At 63.6% G+C, this 18,537-nt stretch carries 13 protein-coding genes and 1 pseudogene; 6 read left to right on the top strand and 8 right to left on the bottom strand.

The window, feature by feature from the left end:
• Positions 1–431 precede the first annotated feature (431 nt).
• The 4 genes and pseudogenes from ASPU41_RS01820 to ASPU41_RS01835 all read right to left on the bottom strand — a co-directional run.
• Entirely contained in the window at positions 432–1,769 is a 1,338-nt protein-coding gene (locus tag ASPU41_RS01820; RefSeq protein ID WP_069949462.1) for a MinD/ParA family ATP-binding protein, read from the bottom strand.
• A gap of 124 nt (positions 1,770–1,893) precedes the next feature.
• Positions 1,894–2,784 carry a LysM peptidoglycan-binding domain-containing protein gene (locus ASPU41_RS01825; RefSeq protein ID WP_442856261.1) on the bottom strand — a complete coding sequence of 297 codons (891 nt, stop codon included), beginning with the start codon at positions 2,782–2,784 and terminating at the stop codon, positions 1,894–1,896.
• Between the two features lie 689 nt (positions 2,785–3,473).
• Positions 3,474–4,289, bottom strand: a complete 816-nt coding sequence (locus ASPU41_RS01830; RefSeq protein WP_069949464.1) for an MBL fold metallo-hydrolase — start codon at positions 4,287–4,289, stop codon at positions 3,474–3,476.
• A 471-nt stretch (positions 4,290–4,760) separates the two neighbouring features.
• Positions 4,761–5,144 (bottom strand): annotated as a pseudogene (locus ASPU41_RS01835) (IS110 family transposase); the annotation flags it as partial.
• Positions 5,145–5,266: 122 nt separating this feature from the next.
• On the opposite strand from ASPU41_RS01835, the gene ASPU41_RS01840 reads away from it, so the two are divergent.
• From ASPU41_RS01840 to ASPU41_RS01855, 3 genes are all read left to right on the top strand, one after another.
• Positions 5,267–6,517, top strand: coding sequence for an IS256 family transposase (locus tag ASPU41_RS01840; RefSeq protein ID WP_069949465.1), 1,251 nt, complete (start codon positions 5,267–5,269; stop codon positions 6,515–6,517).
• A 492-nt stretch (positions 6,518–7,009) separates the two neighbouring features.
• On the top strand, positions 7,010–7,858 hold the full coding sequence (locus tag ASPU41_RS01845) for an IS110 family transposase (RefSeq protein ID WP_069949466.1): 849 nt from the start codon (positions 7,010–7,012) through the stop codon (positions 7,856–7,858).
• 168 nt (positions 7,859–8,026) lie between these two features.
• Positions 8,027–9,210, top strand: a protein-coding gene (locus ASPU41_RS01855; protein WP_157356898.1) for an IS3 family transposase whose coding sequence is annotated in 2 segments (ribosomal slippage) — positions 8,027–8,288 and positions 8,288–9,210 — 1,185 coding nt in all. Because the reading frame shifts where the segments join, the coding sequence is not laid out codon by codon here.
• A 205-nt stretch (positions 9,211–9,415) separates the two neighbouring features.
• Here ASPU41_RS01855 and ASPU41_RS21850 read toward each other — a convergent pair.
• The 4 genes from ASPU41_RS21850 to ASPU41_RS01875 all read right to left on the bottom strand — a co-directional run bounded on the left by ASPU41_RS21850 (position 9,416) and on the right by ASPU41_RS01875 (position 14,387).
• A complete protein-coding gene (locus ASPU41_RS21850; RefSeq protein WP_197515729.1) occupies positions 9,416–10,363 on the bottom strand; it encodes a nitroreductase family protein in 948 nt (315 codons plus the stop codon).
• A 207-nt stretch (positions 10,364–10,570) separates the two neighbouring features.
• Positions 10,571–12,025 carry a dihydrolipoamide acetyltransferase family protein gene (locus tag ASPU41_RS01865; RefSeq protein ID WP_069949469.1) on the bottom strand — a complete coding sequence of 485 codons (1,455 nt, stop codon included), beginning with the start codon at positions 12,023–12,025 and terminating at the stop codon, positions 10,571–10,573.
• 2 nt (positions 12,026–12,027) lie between these two features.
• Entirely contained in the window at positions 12,028–13,140 is a 1,113-nt protein-coding gene (locus ASPU41_RS01870; protein WP_069949470.1) for an alpha-ketoacid dehydrogenase subunit beta, read from the bottom strand.
• A complete protein-coding gene (locus ASPU41_RS01875; protein ID WP_069949471.1) occupies positions 13,137–14,387 on the bottom strand; it encodes a thiamine pyrophosphate-dependent enzyme in 1,251 nt (416 codons plus the stop codon). The genes ASPU41_RS01870 and ASPU41_RS01875 overlap by 4 nt, the downstream gene beginning before the upstream one ends.
• A 159-nt stretch (positions 14,388–14,546) precedes the next feature.
• On the opposite strand from ASPU41_RS01875, the gene ASPU41_RS01880 reads away from it, so the two are divergent.
• The 3 genes from ASPU41_RS01880 (at position 14,547) to ASPU41_RS01885 (ending at position 18,490) form a co-directional block, all read left to right on the top strand.
• Positions 14,547–15,011, top strand: coding sequence for an Lrp/AsnC family transcriptional regulator (locus ASPU41_RS01880; protein ID WP_069949472.1), 465 nt, complete (start codon positions 14,547–14,549; stop codon positions 15,009–15,011).
• 230 nt (positions 15,012–15,241) lie between these two features.
• Positions 15,242–16,759 (top strand): polysaccharide biosynthesis tyrosine autokinase, encoded by a 1,518-nt coding sequence (locus ASPU41_RS21855; protein WP_083266652.1) that lies wholly within the window; start codon positions 15,242–15,244, stop codon positions 16,757–16,759.
• Between the two features lie 273 nt (positions 16,760–17,032).
• Positions 17,033–18,490, top strand: a complete 1,458-nt coding sequence (locus ASPU41_RS01885) for a lipopolysaccharide biosynthesis protein (RefSeq protein WP_069949473.1) — start codon at positions 17,033–17,035, stop codon at positions 18,488–18,490.
• Positions 18,491–18,537 lie beyond the last annotated feature (47 nt).

Below are 18,537 nucleotides of genomic sequence, written 5' to 3' on the forward strand. Positions count from 1 at the left end.
CGCACCAAAGCGCTCATGCCGATCGCAGGAAGCAAGATGAGTCCGGCTGTGATGGACAAGCTGGTCCAACCCAAATCGTGAAGAATGTCTCCGGCCGGACGCTCGGGCCGCGGACGCCGCCAAGGACTGCCATCTATGAGGTTCAACATGTCTTGAGCGTAAGAGGCAGCATCGCCTGTCCGCCCGAGTAGTGGGTACCCGTCTCTGGACCGCACGGCACTTGGCGCCTTCCCGTGTGTGCCCCTACCCACAACGATTAGCGGGGCAACCCGCAGGTCTAGAGGTGCCGTGTCGGCTACACAAGACCAGACCTGTGGCAGAAGCGCCCGCGCTTTCCGATAGCCTCATGGAGGTCACCCCGTCTCGAAAACCGTATATTCGACGGCGCGGAGCACAACAGGAACCTTCTATCTCCCTAAGGCTTCATACCGTCACTTGTACCCGTCCACGATGGCGGCCGCGATTTCCTTGTAGGCGCGCCGAGTTTCGGGCCGCAGCACATCCAGGGTGACCAGGTCCCCGTCGGCCACGCCGCGGTCGTGAGGTACGGCGATCAGCTGCCGGCAGATCCCGGACAGGTGGTCCTCGATCGCGTCCTTATCCACGCGCGAGGAGACCTCGTCCTTGTCCGTGATCACCACGATGGCGTTGCGTGCCAGTTCCTCATAGCCGTGGCCGGCCAACCAGTGCAGCGTGCTGCGGGCGCGCTTGGCGCCGCTGACGGCATAACCGGCGGCGATGATCAGGTTGTCCGCGGACTGCAGGATGCCGCTCATGGCGTTGTGCGTGACGCCGGTGCCGCAGTCGGTCAGGGCCACCGAGTAGTAGCCGGAGATGAGCTTGCGGATCCGCAGGTATTCCTCGGCGGTCAGCGAGTCCGAGACCTCGGGGTCCTGTTCGCCGGCGATCAGGTGCAGCCGGCCGGCGTGGTGCATGAACCGGGCGAGAGCCGTCAGCGAATCGACGGATTCAATGTTCTTGAGCAGGTCTGTGATGGTCCGAGGGCTCTGCTGCTGGTAGATGCCCTCGCCCAGGGCGCGCTCCACAAGGTCGCCGGAGTCCGGGTTCGCATCGATCGCGCACGGCGGGTCACCGCGGTATTCCGCCAGGGTCAGTCCAACGCCGACCGTCGTTGAGGTCTTGCCGATGCCGCCCTTGAGGCTCAGCACGGCAGTGTTGTAGCTGCCCTGGAGCTGGCGGGAGATCCGCCGGCCGAGCTCGTCTTCCTCCCGTTGCCGGGCGCCCGGGCCGAGGTTCAACCCGCCGCCGGTCATCTTGTAGAGGGCTCCGCGGAAACCGCCGACGGGGCGGGGCTTCTGCTCGCGGACGAAGAGCCCGGGTGAGCTGATGAAGTCCGGAGCGGGGGCTGCCAGTGCGGCAGCGCGGCTTTCAGACCGGCTGGACCGGACCGGCATTGGCGGCACGGAGGGTGCGGTCTCCGGCGCGGCGGGCACGGCCGCACGCGAAGGATTCAGCGCGTCCGGGTTTGCGGAGGCCGCGTCAACCGGGACCGAGGCGATGGGAGCGCTGTCCAGCGGGGCACGGCTCGGCGCCGCCGGCGCGTCCGCTGCGGCGGCAGCCTCGGCCCAGGAGCCGCTGCGGGCTGTGCGCGCTGGTGGGCTGTCGACCTCGTCGGTCGTGATGATGGGCATGGTTCCTGTCCGGGGGTCGGGGTCCTCGCCGCGGCGGCGGACACGCCGGCGCCGGAGTGCTGGCTGTTCCGCCTCCATGTCAGGGTTGGCTGTGTCGTTGTCCACCGGATCGGGCATGTTGGTCCCCCCTGGGACTCACAGCGCAGACCGCTGCGGTGCTCGGTTGAATTAGTTCAACCGCAAGTCTAGGCGCACACGCATTGGCAAGCGGACCATCAAGCATCCGCACATATCGATCCGCTCAGTTCAGCGCGATCAACAGCATCTGGTTCGTGCCGGGAATGCAGGTCTGCAGGATCGCCCGGGGAAAGCCCCCGAAGACGGCAGCGACGGCATTGGTGGTAGCGCCCTGGGCGACCTGTCCGCGGCCACTCGCGGTGTACGTGCCGTAACCGGAGATGACGACGGTTTCACCGACGCCGATCCCCGAGAACCGCGCCCACCCGCCGCAGAAGTCGTGCTCGGTGATGAACAGCGCATAGGCATCCGTGGGCGTGAAATGGATCGGGCCGATGCACTTATCCACCATGGCCTGGCCGCCCGAGCCCGCCACGAAGATGGTCCGCGCTGCGGGAGCCACCGGCGCAGACACCGCCGGGGCTGCAGGCGCCAAGGCCGGTGCCGGAGGCGCCGCGGGTACGGCCACCGGCGGGCCCGACAGCTTCAGTGTCTGGCCCGGCAAGATAATGCTGTAAACGCCCAGCCCGTTGGCTGCAAGCATTGCGTAAACATCAACGCCTAAGCGTGACGCGATGTCGCCGACCGTGTCCCCGGCGACCACGACATACAGGTTGGAATCGACGCCGACGCCGGCCTCCGGAGGAGCCGCTGCCGGGGGTTCAGAAACTGCACCTGCGGCGGAAGCCTCCGGAGCAGCTGCCGGTGAAGGTTCAGAAGCTACAGGTTGAACGGCGACCGGCAGCTCGGGCGATGGTTCCGCTGCCTCCGGTGACGAAGATTCCGCCGCCGAAAGGCTCTGGCCGGCCGCGGTTGTTGTCACGCCGGCAGGCGGTTGAAGCGCCAAGGAGGCGGCCAGAATGCAGGCGATCAGCAGCGGCCCCGCGGCGATCAGCGATCTGGGAGTGCGTGTCGTCGTGCTGTTGCCCGTGAGACCGTACTCGTTCAGAACCATCTGCATCAGCCCGCTTCATGACCAGCGCCAACCGGGCCTGACCGTGAGACGAGCTCAAGACTTCAAGGTGGCTGCCCACTCGTCAAGACGAGGTGGCAGACGCCCCGAACCTGGCAGGAGACCTCTGGCAGTTCCGGACTTGGCCTGAGCCTATTAAGAGGAAGGGCCGCCCACACGCGTACCCGCTACTCGGGTTTTTTCCCGGACCACTTGCGCGCCCAGCGGTTTACGCGGATGTGCCGAGCTGGGCGGCGCTGCAGCAGCTATCGGGGTGTCAAGGCCAGAATGACGACGACGACCGTCAACACTGCGAGGACTAGGAGACCAACGTAGGACCACCATTTTGGGCGGTTGCGGTGCGGGTTGATGTCGATGTACGGCAAAACTAGGACGCCTGTCGTTTAGGGGCGGACGTCTGCCGCCGGCGTTTGAGGCGCAGGATCCCGTAAGAAAGGGTGGCGAGAAGCACAAGGCTTCCCAACAGAACGCATAGGGCGAGAACGTATCCGGACAGAGTCACAGGTGAGACCTCCTGAGAGCAGCGTCATCATTTGACGCGCGCCATGGGATCCCCATCCTCCGGGCGAGCTGAGCGCTAGCGGGATTGGACCCTGGGTTGCAGATCCTCCACGAGGTTACTCACGGGCCACTGCAGTTGTCCATGTGACGCGCCGCGGGCTCTGCGCGAGTCAGTGGTGCGCGCGGGTTTCCTGCAGACGCTTGATGAACCAGCGGGACTGTTCCGGCCCATAGGGCAGGATCGGGATGGCCTTCGTGGCATCATCCGGGGTTTCCCGCGTCGCCTGGGTGGCCTGCCGCACCGCCGTCGTCATGGTGTTGGCCATGGTCTTGACGAACTGGTCGCTGCACGGTTCCCCGTGCCCGGGAATCAGGAATTCGTAACGGTGACGCAGCGCGGAGACATGCCGCAGGACGTCCGCCCATTCTTCGGGGTAGGAATCCTCGAAGGACGGGTGTGAGCCCTGCTCCACCAGGTCCCCTGCGAAGAGGGTGGTGGCCGTGCCGACCAGGAGATCGCCGTCCGTGTGTCCGCGGCCAAGGTAGAAGAGCGTGACACTCTGCCCGCCAAGATCCACCAGCACAGGCTGGTCCTTCACGATTGCGTTCGGCACCACGAGCTCCACGTTGACGCCCTCGCCGGCAGCCATCTCCGGCTCATCCGTCCCGACGGCTCGGCGCTGGCTGTCGCCGTTCTCCTCGATCTCCGCGGCACAGTTCTCGTGCGCCCAGAACTCGGTCACTCCGGCGTCGGCGAACACCGCGTTGCCGAAAAAGTGGTCATAGTGGGCGTGCGTGTTGACGACGACGAGCGGCGACCGGGTCTTTTCCCGCACGGCGTCAAGGATCTCCTGCCCCTGCCGCGGTCCGCCGCCGGTGTCGACCACCATGGCGCGTTCGGAGCCGACAACCAGCCCGGTGTTGAGCAGGGATCCTTGGGTGGTCAGGACGTAGTTGTCCGGGCCAACCTCGAGCCATCGTGACATTAAATCTCCGTATTCCGGCGTTGTTGTTGCGATGTTTAGGCCTCGATTCTACCCACTCCACCGGCGCCAATCAGGAACGCGACTCTTCCCTCGATGGCTGGCCCGGGTCGCACCCCGAGTTCAGTGCCGATTGGCCACCAACACACTAGAAGATGTATCGCGAGACCTGGCCTCGGCGAAGACCAACCGGTGTAGTTCTTTACCGCGCTCAATGTTAGCGCTCCCCGCACCGAACGCGTCGCACACTCGTGGCCAGGTTCAATGACTTGCGGAGAACCGCCTCTCGGCCTCATCAGTGCCGATAGCGAGGTCCCGAAGGGAACACTAAGCCTGAAGGACCGGTGCCGAAATTTGCTTGGGATGAGCGGATACTTCAGCGCCGCTGTCAGTTCCGTATTGAGGAAGGGCGCCAATGTCTTTGCGTACGTGGCCGTGATGTGGGCAGCGGCACCTCGGTAGACAATCGTATTTCCGGTGCCGGAAACGCATGAGATCTCCTCTGGCGTCTTCCCGGGCGCGGACCAGGTCCCGCGCTGCCTCTTGGTCCGCGGAAGGGATCCGGACCGCGGTAATCTCGCCGAGTTTGAGCAGCCGGGCCAGGTGTAGTGCGTCGTTCGCCTCGGTTATTACCCGGTCCCCCGACGGACGCTGGAGTTTCGACGGGGTCGCGACGAGAGTGTCGACTCCGGCGGCCAGCAGGAACCAGGCCAGCCCAAAACCGGTCGTGCCGGCTTCGTAGACCACGCGTACCGGGGACGGAAGGGACACGATCCAGGCAAGAATCTCCGTATGGTCCGGAGTCATCCGGTGCGGAATGATTTCGCCGGTCTGCGCATCCAAGGGCGCACGCGGCAGGTAGTGCCCATTAGCGTGGTGTAACGCCCCGGCCCCGGGCGTGTTGTTCCCGAACGTGAGGCGGCCATCGCGTGATTCTTGGAAAGACCGACCAAAGTCTTCTCTCAAGGAGTTTCCACGCGATGACCGCACCCCATGTTATCGACCCTGCCCGTTTCCTGTCCGAGCAGCTCGAGCAGGCCTCTCCGGATCTGATGCGATCCATGCTCACGACCTTTATCAACGCGCTGATGAGCGCCGAAGCGGACGCGGTCTGCGGCGCCGAATATGGTGCGCGCTCCGAGGCCCGCAGCAATTCCCGGAACGGGTACCGGCACCGGGACTTCGACACCCGCACCGGAACCCTGGACGTCGCCATCCCCAAGCTCCGGCAGGGCTCGTATTTCCCGGACTGGCTGCTGGAGCGCCGCCGCCGGGCCGAGGCCGCACTCACGACCGTGGTCGCGACCTGCTACCTGCTCGAGGTGAGTACCCGGCGGATGGAAAAACTCGTCGAGACCCTGGGGATCACCCGGCTTTCGAAGTCCCAGGTCTCGGTCATGGCCGCGGACCTCGACGGCCAGGTCGAGGCGTTCCGCACCCGCCCGCTGGACGCCGGCCCGTACACGTTCGTGGCCGCCGACGCCCTCGTCCTCAAGGTTCGCGAAGGCGGGCGCGTCGTCAACGTCCATGCCATGGTCGCCACCGGGGTCAACGCCGACGAACACCGCGAGGTCCTGGGCATCCAGGCCTCCTCCGCCGAGGACGGCGCCGGCTGGCTGGGCTTCTTCCGGGACCTGACCGCCCGAGGCCTGACCGGGGTGAAGCTGGTAACCGCCGACGCCCACGCCGGGCTGGTCGCCGCGATCGGCGCGACCCTGCCCGGGGCAGCCTGGCAACGCTGCCGCACGCACTACGCGGCGAACCTCATGGCCGCCACGCCGAAGGCGTCCTGGCCGTGGGTGACAACCCTCCTGCACTCGGTCTACGACCAGCCCGACGCCGCCGGCGTTCAGGCCCAGTTCGACCGGGTCCTGGATGCCCTCGCTGAGAAGCTGCCCCGCGTCGCGGACCACCTCGAAGCCGCCCGCGAGGACATCCTCGCGTTCATGCCCTTCCCCAAAGGCCTCTGGCGCCAGATCTGGTCCAACAACCCGCAGGAACGCCTCAACCGGGAAATCCGGCGCCGCACCGACGTCGTCGGGATCTTCCCTGACCGCGCCGCGCTGATCCGGCTCGTCGGCGCCGTCCTGGCCGAACAGCACGATGAATGGATCGAAGCCCGCCGCTACCTCAGCCTCGAACTCATCCAACAATCACAGACCGTCGGGACCATGCCCGCGGCCAACACCGAACAGGAGGACACCAACCCCGAACTGGCGCTCAGCGCCTAAGCAATCCCAAGAATCACGCAACAACCCCGCTACACCACGCAAATGGACTTGACCACGCGGCAACAGAACGGGCATGGACATCCAAGCCGACGCTTGTACGCTCGAACATAGCTGGAACCTCCAAATTTCAAATGTGGCTCTACCTGTCCGCCAAGTCTGTCAGGCAACCCACGTCTTGCTTTGAAAAGGGAGGTTCCAGCCCCAAAACCCGGCTACCTCATTTCTCTAATGGTTAGTGACCAGCCCGAGGTTGGTTGGCAGACTGCTTTCCGGGACTGCCGGGCGTGACTCCCTTCATATCTGACCCGCCACCTGCGGTGTCTTTTAGACGACCTGTCCGCCCGGCGGGCCCGGAAGCAGCCGGCCCACACCGGTGGCTTGATAGAAGACTGTCCGCTTCGCCCCGGTGGTGCTGCGTGACCCTTAGAGATTTGCCTCAGGGTGATTCTCCCGGCTGGTTCCGACTGGACCTCTTCGGACAGGAGCAAGCAAATGACCAGAGTCGCAGAGCAGTACACACACGTCGTCGGCGTGGATACACACGCCAAGACACACACATTCTCGATGCTCGCCGCCGCCACAGGCGCGGTGATCGGGACCGACACGTTCCCTACCACCGGAGCAAGCATGAGTCGGGCAGTGGAATGGATCCGCCGCCGCACCCCGACCGGGAACGTCCTGGTCGCGGTCGAGGGGACGAGCTCCTACGGGGCAAGGCTGACGCGCCTGCTCGAGGTCGAATGCTTCGCCGTCTGCGAGGCCAGACCGCCCCGGCGGCAATCCCGCAGCGCACACGGGAAAACCGACGCGATCGACGCCGTCACAGCCACCCGGACCGTCCTGGGAACGGCCACGACCAAACTCGTCAGCCCCCGGGCCGAGGGCTTCAGGGAAGCGCTGCGGATCCTCCTGGCCGCCCGGCGCTCGATGGACACCCAGCGAACGGGTGCGCGCAACGCGCTGACCGCCCTGGTACGGACCCTCGATCTTGGAATCGACGCATGCTCCCCGCTGACCGCTGCCCAAATCGCGACGGTCCAAGGCTGGCGGGCCAGACAGGGAGACGGTGCTGCCGCCGCCGTCGCACGGGCCGAGGCGCGGCGCCTCGCGTCCGCCTTCATCGCCCTCGGCACGGAGCTGGAAGACAACCAGCGGGCCCTGGCCGAGCATGTCGAGCTCATGGCCCCGGAAATCCTGGACATCCACGGGGTGGGCCCGGTGACCGCTGCGATCATCCTCGCCGCGTACTCGCACCACGGCCGGGTCCGCTCGGAAGCGGCCTTCGCAGCCCTCGCCGGCGCCAGCCCCATCCCGGCATCCTCGGGCAACACGAACCGATAACGGCTCAACCGCTTTGGGGACCGGCAACTCAACCGCGCAATGGACGTCGTCGCCCGGACCCGAAGCCTCACAGACCCCGACACCCGAGCCTACATCGAGTGGGCTGCCGCGGAGATCTCGGACAGTGGGCCCCCTTAAAATGGGGGTCTACCGAAAGTAGAGATCAGCATGACCGCATCACGCAAGCGTTTTCCCCAGGAGTTCAAGGACGAGCTGTGCCGCGAGGTGATCACCACGTCCAAGCCGATCAAGGACGTGGCCACCGCCTACGGTGTCGGGCCCGAGACGCTCCGCAACTGGCTGGTCAAGTACCGCGAGGCCAACGGCGGCACGGAGGTGGATCTGACGGTCTCGGAACGGGCCCGGCTGAAGGAGCTCGAGCGTGAAGTTCAAGAGCTGCGGGCGGAGACTGCCTTCCTGAAAAAAGCCAGCGCTTACTTCGCGCGGGAGCAGCGGTAGTGAGCAAGTATGAATTCATCGATTCCCAAAAAGCTGAGCCCGCCAATCTAAACTCGGTGGTGAAAATGTGCCGCTGGCTGGCCGTCTCAACCTCCGGTTTCTATCACTGGGCCACCCGTCCGCAATCTGCCACCTCGGGGCGCCGGCAGGCCCTGACAGCGCGGATCCAGCACTTCTTCGAGGAGTCCGAGGGCACCTACGGGTACCGGCGCATCCACGCCGATCTCGCCGCGGAACAGACCGAGTGCTCTCCCGAGCTGGTGCGGCAGATCATGCGCCACCAGGGTCTGGTGGCCTGTCAGCCACGCCCGTTCCGCATCACCACCGAGGCTGACGCTGAGGCCGCCGCGGGCATGCCCGACCTCGTCAACCGGGATTTCACCGCCGACCGCCCCGGAGTGAAGTTCGTCGGCGACATCACCTACATCCACACCTGGCAAGGGTTCGTCTATCTCGCCACCGTCATCGACTGCTACTCAAAGAAAGTCGTCGGCTGGTCCATCGCCGATCACATGCGCACCGAGCTCGTGACCGATGCGCTTAGGAACGCCGCCGCGACAACCCGGATCGAGCCGTCCGCGATCTGGCACTCCGACCGGGGCAGCGTCTATACCTCGACGGATTTCAGGGCCCTGGTGGCCGGCCTCGGTATGCGCTCCTCGATGGGACGCACCGGCGTGTGCTGGGATAACAGCATGGCCGAATCGTTCTTCTCCGCCCTGAAAAACGAGCGTGTCTACCGGACCGTTTACGCGACCAAATCACAAGCCCGGAGCGATCTCATCCGCTACATCGAGGGGTTTTACAACAGCCGGCGCCGTCACTCCGCGCTCGGTTACCGCCGGCCCAACGAAGTCCACTATGGTTATCAACAGCCAGCCTTGGCAGCGTAGAAGAATCCACTAATTCCGCTGTCCGAAATCCCCGCAGCAGCCCAGAGCACTGCAGAAGGCAAGAGTCCACGGGAAATCCGCCGTTGCCTCAAACGCTTCATCGCCAGACATATCTTCCGCCAGCTTCAGACACTTATGGCTTGACTCACCACCGTAGAAGGGTCGTCTAGACCGACTCCGCGTAGCTACTCAAGCATTTTTGGGTCTATGCCTTCTTCTGCTTGATCATTACTTCACTCGTTGCGCGGCGGGGCGAGCGTGCCACACGGTGTCCGTCACGCCCATAACCGACTGCTATCTGCATGATGATTAGCTCGTACTCGGGGATGCCCATTTTGGCACGCAGCGCCGTCGTAACATTATTCGGCTGGCTCATGTTCAGCATGCAACTATCGACGCCCAAGCTGTGCAGTGCCCATACGAGGCTCATCGAAAACAACCCGCCCTCGATCCAGGGCTGGTTACGTTCGCCCACCCCAGCAGACAGACGTGCATCGACGGTGACTAGCGCCACGACGGGCACGTCGCCGATCCCTGCATTGCCGTTCTGGTAGCTTAGGACCGAAGCCTTATCGTCGGCGTCGGTGTAAAAGCGAACGCGCCAGGATTGCCGGTTACAAACTGACGGGGTATGAATGGCAAGCCGGACAGCCTCGGTGAGTAATCCCTCGGGAACGGGACGGGGATCGAAATCACGGATGCTGCGCCGGGAAGCAAAGAAACCTTCTGCACCGATCTCGCGTTCCACATCATCTCGGACCGGGCTGACCTCGGCAGAAACAGCGCCCGACTCATTCCAATCCAGCAGGGCAACACGGGCGGAGCGGGCATAAGCTACATATTCGTCATCAACGCCCCGGGCATCGGCTAGGGGGAGTAACATGTCAAGCCGGCCTAAGACTGCGGCACCGAAGGGTCGCCGTGGATCGTTGAGCGCCAGACCCTTCTCAACCCGGTGGTAGTCCTTAGTCAACTGGGTCTCCAGTTGCCGGTCGGACAGTCGCACACTAGCTGCACTGTCGTCCGGAGCAGAAAACCGCTCGTACCGCCTCCGATCCAGAATGGATTCCCGTCGCTGGGTCAGGCGCGTTTTCACGCCGAGTGCATAGCTGAGCATCGGGGCAGGAAGTAGCTGCTTGATCATCCGTTTCATGCCCCCAAGCATAAGCGGTCGTCAGTCTCGGCCGGTTAATGTCCTCAGGCCGAGCCAGGGACCCCTTACATTCGCACTGCCGGGATGATAGTTGGAACTAATCGGCGCACGCCAGGCTGACTCGGAACCTCCAAGCACGGCGAAAGCTCGACATTCAGTCACTATGCCACCCGCCAAATCCACTGGAGCCGGGCCCGCTCTCACATGTCACATGTCCGCCAGCACCGACCCCGGGTTCTCGATCGCGTCGGCCACGTAGCGCAGGAAGCCGCCGGCTGTGCCGCCGTCGCAGACGCGGTGGTCGAAGGTGAGGGTCAGCTCGGTGACTTTGCGCACGGCCAGCTCGCCGTTGACCACCCAGGGCTTGTCGATAATGCGCCCGACGCCGAGGATGCCCACCTCTGGGTGGTTGATGATCGCGGCGGAGCCGTCCACCCCGAACACACCATAGTTGTTCAGCGTGAAGGTGCCGCTGCCGAGCTCCGCCGGGCTGGCTTTGCCGTCGCGGACGACGGCGGTGAGTCGGCGGATTTCCGCGTCCAATTCGCGGGCGCTGAGTTTGTCCGCGTTGCGCACCGACGGCACCATCAGGCCGCGGTCGGTCTGGGCCGCGAAGCCGAGGTTGACCCCGTCGAAGGCGACAATCTCTTGGGACGCTCCGCCGGTGGCCTCCTCGGTGGTGATGATCCGGGTGTTCAGCTCCGGGAATTTCTTCAGCCCGGCGGTGACGAAGCGGGCGATGAAGGCCAGCAGGCCCGGGGTGTGGTGCGGGTCGGCTTTTTTCAGGGCGGCGCGCATCTCCACGAGGGCGGTGGCGTCGACATCGACCCAAACCGTGGCTTCCGGGATTTCGGAGCGGCTGCGTGTCATGTTCGCCGCGACGGCCTTCCGCACGCCGCGGACGGCGGTCCGCCCGGTGATGCCGAGCCCGGTGCGGGCGTCGGTGTCGCCGGGGGCCAGGACCTGCGAGGTTTCGGCGGGCTCTGCCGCCGGGCGCTCAAGCGCCGAAGGCTTGATGACCGCCTCGACATCGCGGCGCATGATCAGCCCGCTTGCCCCGGAGCCCTGGAGCTCGCCCAGATCAACCCCGTGGTCCCGAGCCATCCGTCGGACCAGCGGTGAAATGACAGCCCCCAGTTTCCCGGGCACCCGGGTCCGCATCAGCAGAAGGTCATCGGCAGCCTTGCCGGCCGCGGACACCCGGGCTACCGGCTCAACCACCGCAGTCCCGGCCGGGGACTTCCGTGGCCGCGTCCTGCGGGCAACCCCGTGCCCGCCCGGCGTCCCGTACCCGATCAGGACGTTCCCCGACCCGGCTTTCTCCTCCTCGCGATACACCCCGGCCGCAATTTCAGCAGTTTCGGCCGGCTCAACCTCCGAGGTTGGGGTTTCCGCGGCAGCCGCAACCGCCGGGGCACCGGCCGGCGTCACGGAGATCAGCGGCTTGCCGACTTCGAGGGTCTGGCCGGGCTCGCCGTGCAGCACGGCGACGGTGCCGGCGTACGGGGAGGGCACCTCCACCATGGATTTGGCCGTCTCGACCTCGGCGATGGGCTGGTCGACGCGGATTTCGTCGCCCACGGCCACGAGCCAGTTCACGAGTTCGGCTTCGGTGAGTCCCTCGCCGAGGTCCGGGAGGAGGAATACTTTCGGTTCGCTCATGGTCAGTCTTCCCACTGGAGGTCGTCAACGGCGTCGAGGATGCGGTCCACGCCGGGAAGGTAGTAGTGCTCGAGCTTGGGCGCCGGGTATGGGATGTCGAAGCCGGTGACGCGGCGGATCGGCGCGGCCAGGTGGTGGAAACAGCGTTCCTGGACCCGGGCGACGATCTCCGAGGCCACTGAGGCGAAGCCATGGGCCTCGGCGATAACCACGGCGCGGCCGGTCTTGCGGACCGAGGCGCAGACCGTCTCATCATCGAACGGCACGATCGAGCGGACGTCGATCACTTCCAGCGAGCGTCCCTCCTCGGCGGCCGCCGCGGCGGCGGCAAGTGCTGTGGGGACGGAAGGCCCGTAGGCGATCAGTGTCGCGTCGGTGCCGGCGCGGGCGACGGCGGCGCGGCCTTCGGAGGAGGTCCCGCGTTCGGTGTTCTCGGTGTGTTCGGCGCGGAGTGCGTCCAGGTCCACCTGGTCCTTGGACCAGTACAGTTTCTTGGGCTCCATGAACATCACGGGGTCATCGGAGTCGATGGCCTCGCGGAGCATCCGGTAGCCGTCGGCGACGGTGGCCGGCGTGAAGACCTTGAGACCGGCGGTGTGGGCATAGTAGGCCTCGGAGGAGTCGCAGTGGTGCTCCACTCCCCCGATCCCGCCGGCGTAGGGCACCCGGATGACCATGGGAAGCTTCACGGCGCCCTTGGTGCGGTTGTGCATCTTGGCGACGTGGCTGACGATCTGTTCGAAGGCCGGGTAAGCGAAGGCGTCGAACTGCATCTCGATGACCGGGCGCATGCCGTTCATCGCCATGCCGACGGCCATGCCGACGATGCCGGACTCGGCGAGCGGGGTGTCGAAGCAGCGGCTCTTGCCGAAGGTTTTGGTGAGCCCGTCGGTGATCCGGAAGACGCCGCCGAGCATGCCGACGTCCTCGCCGAAGACCAGGACCGAGGGATCCGCGTGCATGGCGTCGGCCATCGCTGTGTTCAGGGCCTTGGCGAGGGTGACGGTCTGCGGTCCGGTTTGTTCGGCTGCAACTGCGGCCTTGGCGGCGGCGCGAGCGGTGGCGGCGCTGACGTTGCCGTTGGTCTCGGACGAGGTGGTGATGGTGGGGCTCATCGTGCGGCCTCTGTCTTCGATGCGGCGTCGCGGGCGAGTTCGTCAGCGAGCATGGCGGACTGTTCCTTCAGCTGGGGCGTGGGGGTGGAGAAGACGTACTTGAAAAGATCCTGCGGTTCCACCGGAACTTCCTCGCTCAGGCCCTCGCGTAGCTGGGTGGCAACGGCCTCGGCCTTCTCCGCGATCCCGGCGGCGCGTGCGTCGTCGAGCAGACCGCGGCCCGTCAGGTAGGTCTTCATCCGGCTCAGCGGATCCTTGGCCACCCATTCGGCAACTTCGCTGTCCTGGCGGTAGCGGGTGGCGTCGTCGGCGTTGGTGTGGGCCTGCATGCGGTAGGTGTGGGCCTCCACAAGCAGCGGGCCGGAGCCTTCGCGGGCGAGCCGGACGGCACGGCCCAGCACGGCGAGGAGGGCGACGATGTCATTGCCGTCCACCCGTTCCCCGGCCATGCCGTAGCCCACGGCCTTGTGGGCGAGCGACGGCGCGACGGACTGATGCGCGAGCGGCACGGAGATCGCGTACTGGTTGTTCTGGACAAAGAACACCACCGGCAAGTGGAACACCGCGGCGAAGTTCAGGGCCTCGTGGAAGTCACCCTCACTCGTGGCGCCGTCCCCGCACATGGCCAGGACGACGGTGTCCTCGCCGCGCAGTTTGGCGGCGTGGGCGACGCCGACTCCGTGCAGCAGCTGGGTGGTCAGCGGGGTGCACTGGATGCCGACCTTGTGCTTGGCGGGGTCGTAGCCGCCGTGCCAGTCGCCGCGGAACAGCGTCATGGTCTGGACGGGGTCGACCCCGCGGGCCATCACGGCCACGGAGTCGCGGTAGGTGGGGAACATCCAGTCGCCCTCGGACAGGCAGAGGGCGGCGGCTGCCTGGCAGGCCTCCTGGCCGTGGCTGGACGGGTAGACGGCCATGCGGCCCTGCCGGACGAGGGCGGAGTTCTGGTCATTGACGCGGCGTCCGACGACCAGCTGCTCGTAGGCGGCCATCAGTTCCGCGTCGCCGGGGAGCGTGTATTCGTGGCCGGGCTGGGTGCCCTGTTCGGTGTGGGGGTTCAGGGTGCCGTCCGGGCCGACCATCTGGATCTGGTGCCGGGCCGGCAGCATGTAGTCCTCGACCGTGATGCCGAACTTGCGCACGGCCTCGCTTGCGGCGTCTTCCGGCGCGTTGCCGGGTGCTGCGGCGCCGGGTGCCTGGTCCTCGGCTGCCGGGTGCTGCGCAGTGTGGTCTGCGGAGATCGTCATTGGTCCGTCCTTCTGTAGCCACTATTCGTTCCAAGTATGGCGCTGGACGATGTTTCGTATCCAGCTCCGCCGCGAATCGTGGAGAAGTCGAGAAAATTGTCCTATTCTGGAAGACGAATCGTAAGTGTCAGCTGGATTACCGGGGGAGGTTGTGGACAAATGGCTGAGCCTGAGGCGGACCAGACGGCGGTGCCGCTGGATGATGTGGACCGGAACATCATTGCGGAGCTGACCCGGGACGGCCGGATGTCCGTCACGCAGGTCGCGGAGAACGTCCACATCTCGCGCGCCCACGCCTACACGCGGATTGCCCGGCTGACCGGCGAAGGGGTCCTGACCAAGTTCACGGCGCTGGTGGATCCAATCAAGGCTGGCCTGAAATCCTCGGCCTATGTGACTCTGAAGGTCCGGCAGCATTCCTGGCGGGAACTACGGGAGCTTCTGCGCGCCATCCCCGAGGTGCACCACATCGCCCTGGTGGGCGGGGACTTTGACGTCATCCTGCTGGTGCGGGCCGTGGACAACGTCGATCTGCGCCGGGTGATCTTCGACCAACTGCAGTCCATGCCCGGGGTGCTGGACACGCAAACGTTCCTGGTGTTTGAGGATGTGGATACGCGGTAGGAACGGCGCCTGGGTCTGCCCTTGGAGGGGAACTTACGTGCGGCGCGAGTCTCCGTACTGCCGCAATGCACTCCCTGAGCTTGAACACATGCAGGTCAGATCGGCAGGACGCCTGCCTGGACCAATTGCACGCCCAAATGACGGGTACAATTGGCGGGACCGCACGAATACTGCCGTTCTGGTGGCACGCCGTTGGGGTGCCCCGGCAATCGACACAGGGGGACCCCGGTTTGGACTTACGCGATTATCTGCGCTTAATACGACGGCATTGGATGCTCATAATTGCGTCAACGTTGATCGGTGTCCTCATCGGCGGAGCTGCATCCGTTTTGACCAAACCGATCTACACAGCAGAGACGCAACTATTTGTGGCTATTCAAAGCTCCGGGTCCGCCCAAGAACTTCAGCTCGGCAACAACTTCAGTCAGGCTCGGGTTCAGTCGTACGTAAAGATAGTTGGATCGCCCGCCGTACTCCAGCCAGCAATTGACTCGCTTGGTCTTCAGGTCACAGCCGACGAACTTGCCGCCAATGTCAAAACCAGCACAGAGACAAGCACCGTTCTGATCAACATTTCGGTTTCGGACACCTCCGCAGTGCAAGCTGCCGCAGTGTCCCAAGCGGTGGCCAACAGCTTGATCAAGGTTGTCGACACATTGGAGAAACCGCGAACGGGCGGGACATCGCCAGTCAGCCTTTCGGTTATCAAGCCTGCCGTAGCACCAGTGACTCCCTCTTCGCCCAATACCAAACTGAATCTTCTCCTCGGACTGCTACTCGGACTCGCTATTGGTGTCGCCGCGTCTATTCTGCGGAGCACCATGGATAGCCGTATCCGGAGCGAAGCGGACCTGCGCCAGGTAACAAACGCACCCCTCCTTGGAGGTATATCTTTTGACCAGGATGCGACGAAGAAGCCACTGCTGACACAGACGGGAGCACAGAGCCCGCGCGCAGAGTCGTTCCGCCAGCTGCGGACAAATCTGCAGTTCGCCAATGTCTCTGGGAAGGCCAAGACTGTACTGATCACTTCTTCAGTACCCGGTGAAGGCAAGAGCACTACTGCAACCAACCTCGCCATAGCGTTAGCTCAAGCCGGTCAGACTGTGTGCCTGGTGGATGCTGATCTCAGACGCCCGATGGTGAACGAGTATCTGGGCCTCGAACGCAATGCTGGCCTCACAACTGCACTAGTTGGCGCCAGCGACGTAAATGATTTGCTCCAGCCTTGGGGAAACGAAAATCTTTACGTACTTACATCAGGCCAAGTTCCGCCAAACCCGAGCGAGCTCTTGGGATCGAAGGAAATGCAGGATCTTATCAATCGCTTGGAACAGGCATTCGACACGGTCTTAATTGATGCACCACCACTTCTTCCCGTAACTGACGCCGCGGTCCTTTCCCAGCATGTAGGCGGCGTAGTCCTCGTGGCTGGCTCGCAGAAACTTCGTCGACAGGATCTAGAGAAGTCCCTCAGCTCCCTCGCAATGGTTGGGGCAAACCTGTTGGGCGTCGTCCTTAACCGGCTGCCCGCCAAAGGACCCGACGCTTATGCATACGCGTATTACGGGCATGATCAGAAGTCCTCACCAAATGGCCAAACGCTGGAGAAGTCAGACAGAAGACCGCGGCCGGTGCCTCAAGATGCGGGAAGCCATGTTCGGAACGATAGCGAGTTCGAGGAAATACTAACGGATCATGGCGCACAGGCGGCCAAGAGCTTCCCGTCCAGTCGCTTTCGCGACTAGGAGCAAGCTGGCGGTGACATCGCCACCGCAGAGCGAGATGCGGACGCGCTGAGCGTCGTGAATCAATGCGAGTGGGATGCAGTGGCCGGCGGTTGAGTAAGACCTCGGGCGCCCCAAACCACAGGAGACTTGGCTCGGGACTGTGCTGGCAAGTGTTCACTCGCAAGAGCTCGCCAACAATGTCTGGCCGGACTTGCTAGGTGTCATCTTCGCCCCCAATCCGGCCACCGTGCGAATTCTTAAGGCTGTTATAGAAAGCGACCACCTAGTCCGATGACGACATCCACGGCACACAGAGCCGCCAGAGGTGGCCTGGTCACCCTTGCTGGCCAGGCCATCAAGATGGTTCTACTCCTGCTGAATCTAGTGGTCTTGGGCCGTCTCCTGACCCCAGAGGACTTCGGCCTAGTGGCAATGGTTACCGCAGTGGTGGGCATGGCTGAGCTGGTGAGGGATTTTGGGATCACCACCGCCAGTATTCAGTCCCCAACCCTATCGATGATCCAGAAGAATAATCTCTTTTGGATTAATTCTGCACTGGGCCTCGGTCTCGCCGTCGTTGCCGCTTTGCTCAGTCACCCATTGGTCTTGTTCTATGGCGACTCCCGACTCGTTCCAATTACACTGGCGATTTCGTCCGTATTTTTAATAAATGGCATTCAGGCGCAGTACCAAGTTGAGCTGACCCGATCGCTCCGATTTAAGGCGCTAGCTCTAACTGATATTTCTTCGAATGCGGTCGCGCTCGGTGCTGCAGTCGCTGCCGCTTCACTGGGCGCCGGCTATTGGTCGCTCGTTATCATGCAATTGACTTCGGCCCTACTTCTTCTCATTAGTCGCATGTTTGTAAGTGAATGGCACCCAGGAATGCCAGGAAGAAATGGGCAGGTACGGAAATTCCTCCGCTATGGCGGAAATCTCGGAGTCGCGCAGTTCCTGAATTACATAAGCGCCAACGCTCCGAGCGTTCTCATGGGCTATGCATACGGGGCGAGCGCCTTGGGCTCCTATTCGCGCGCTTCCCAAATAGCCACTATACCCGTCAATCAAGTATTTGGCCCGCTAACAAACGTTGCACTCACGACGCTCGTGCGAATTACTGACAACAGCGCCTTCAATCGGGCCGTTGGAATAATGCAAATACTGCTGGGCTACACAGCTTCCCTTGGCTCGTCATTCCTAGTCGTATTTTCGGCGCCAATTATCCATCTCCTTCTAGGCGATAAATGGGGATCGGTCAGCCCTCTACTCCAGATACTGGCTGTCGGTATAACGTTCCAGGCAGCCACATTCGTCTCCTACTGGGTATTTCTCGCCAAGGATCGCACAGTATCACTTTTACGTTACAACTTGTTGACCAAGAGTATCGTCTTGTCGCTGACCCTGGTTGGTGGTTTCTTTGGAGTCGAAGAGATGGTTTGGGGCTACACCGCCGGCCTTATCTTAGCTTGGCCAATTTCAGTCCTCTGGTTGCGCACGATGGGAGTCCCCTCGGCAATACCGCTCTCAGGAGGGTTACGTTTCATTGGGCTCGGACTTGTTGCGACAATGGGCGGTCTTCTGATGCCACTTACTGGTGTCGTTGAGCTACCAGTGCTCGCTTCGGCTATCGGATGGTCTGTTGGACTTGTAGTTCCATTACTATTTCCCCAGACAAGGATGGATCTCAGAGTAATTTTTATGACCATGAGGCAACTTATCCGACCGAAACCATCTATCAAAGGAAACTAGTGACGACATTCTCAACTCGGCGCCAAGGTTTTAGTTCGCTTATGAGC

The organism is Arthrobacter sp. U41 (assembly GCF_001750145.1).
Classification (GTDB): Bacteria; Actinomycetota; Actinomycetes; order Actinomycetales; family Micrococcaceae; genus Arthrobacter.

Excerpts from the sequence above, each read along its gene's own strand:
- ASPU41_RS01820 (WP_069949462.1), bottom strand. The coding sequence starts at position 1,769 with ATGCCCGATCCGGTGGACAACGACACAGCCAACCCTGACATGGAGGCG.
- ASPU41_RS01880 (WP_069949472.1), top strand. The coding sequence starts at position 14,547 with ATGGCTGAGCCTGAGGCGGACCAGACGGCGGTGCCGCTGGATGATGTG.
- ASPU41_RS01870 (WP_069949470.1), bottom strand. The coding sequence starts at position 13,140 with ATGAGCCCCACCATCACCACCTCGTCCGAGACCAACGGCAACGTCAGC.
- ASPU41_RS01840 (WP_069949465.1), top strand. The coding sequence starts at position 5,267 with ATGACCGCACCCCATGTTATCGACCCTGCCCGTTTCCTGTCCGAGCAG.
- ASPU41_RS01865 (WP_069949469.1), bottom strand. The coding sequence starts at position 12,025 with ATGAGCGAACCGAAAGTATTCCTCCTCCCGGACCTCGGCGAGGGACTC.
- ASPU41_RS01845 (WP_069949466.1), top strand. The coding sequence starts at position 7,010 with ATGACCAGAGTCGCAGAGCAGTACACACACGTCGTCGGCGTGGATACA.
- ASPU41_RS21850 (WP_197515729.1), bottom strand. The coding sequence starts at position 10,363 with ATGAAACGGATGATCAAGCAGCTACTTCCTGCCCCGATGCTCAGCTAT.
- ASPU41_RS01825 (WP_442856261.1), bottom strand. The coding sequence starts at position 2,784 with ATGGTTCTGAACGAGTACGGTCTCACGGGCAACAGCACGACGACACGC.
- ASPU41_RS01875 (WP_069949471.1), bottom strand. The coding sequence starts at position 14,387 with ATGACGATCTCCGCAGACCACACTGCGCAGCACCCGGCAGCCGAGGAC.
- ASPU41_RS01885 (WP_069949473.1), top strand. The coding sequence starts at position 17,033 with ATGACGACATCCACGGCACACAGAGCCGCCAGAGGTGGCCTGGTCACC.
- ASPU41_RS01830 (WP_069949464.1), bottom strand. The coding sequence starts at position 4,289 with ATGTCACGATGGCTCGAGGTTGGCCCGGACAACTACGTCCTGACCACC.